Raw genomic sequence first — 281 nt, forward strand, 5'->3', positions numbered from 1 at the left:
GATCGAAGAGTTGGCACGTCTGTACGGTTACAACCGCCTGCCGGTTCGTTACCCGCAAGCTCGTCTGGCGCCGCAGGCCAAAGCCGAAGCGCGCAGCGATCTGCCGGAACTGCGTCGTCTGCTGGTTGCTCGTGGTTATCAGGAAGCGATCACTTACAGCTTCGTCGATCCGAAGCAGTTCGAACTGTTCAACCCGGGCGTCGAGCCACTGCTGCTGGCGAACCCGATTTCCAACGACATGGCTGCCATGCGTTCGTCGCTGTGGCCAGGTCTGGTCAAGG

General features: G+C 60.5%; 1 pseudogene. It reads left to right on the forward strand.

Annotation, left to right across the window (positions count from 1 at the left end):
* A pseudogene (locus AB2L51_RS15135) lies at window positions 1-281 on the forward strand (hypothetical protein); the annotation flags it as partial.

Origin of the sequence: Acetobacter fabarum (assembly GCF_040702925.2) — a bacterium.
Classification (GTDB): domain Bacteria; phylum Pseudomonadota; class Alphaproteobacteria; order Acetobacterales; family Acetobacteraceae; genus Acetobacter; species Acetobacter fabarum_B.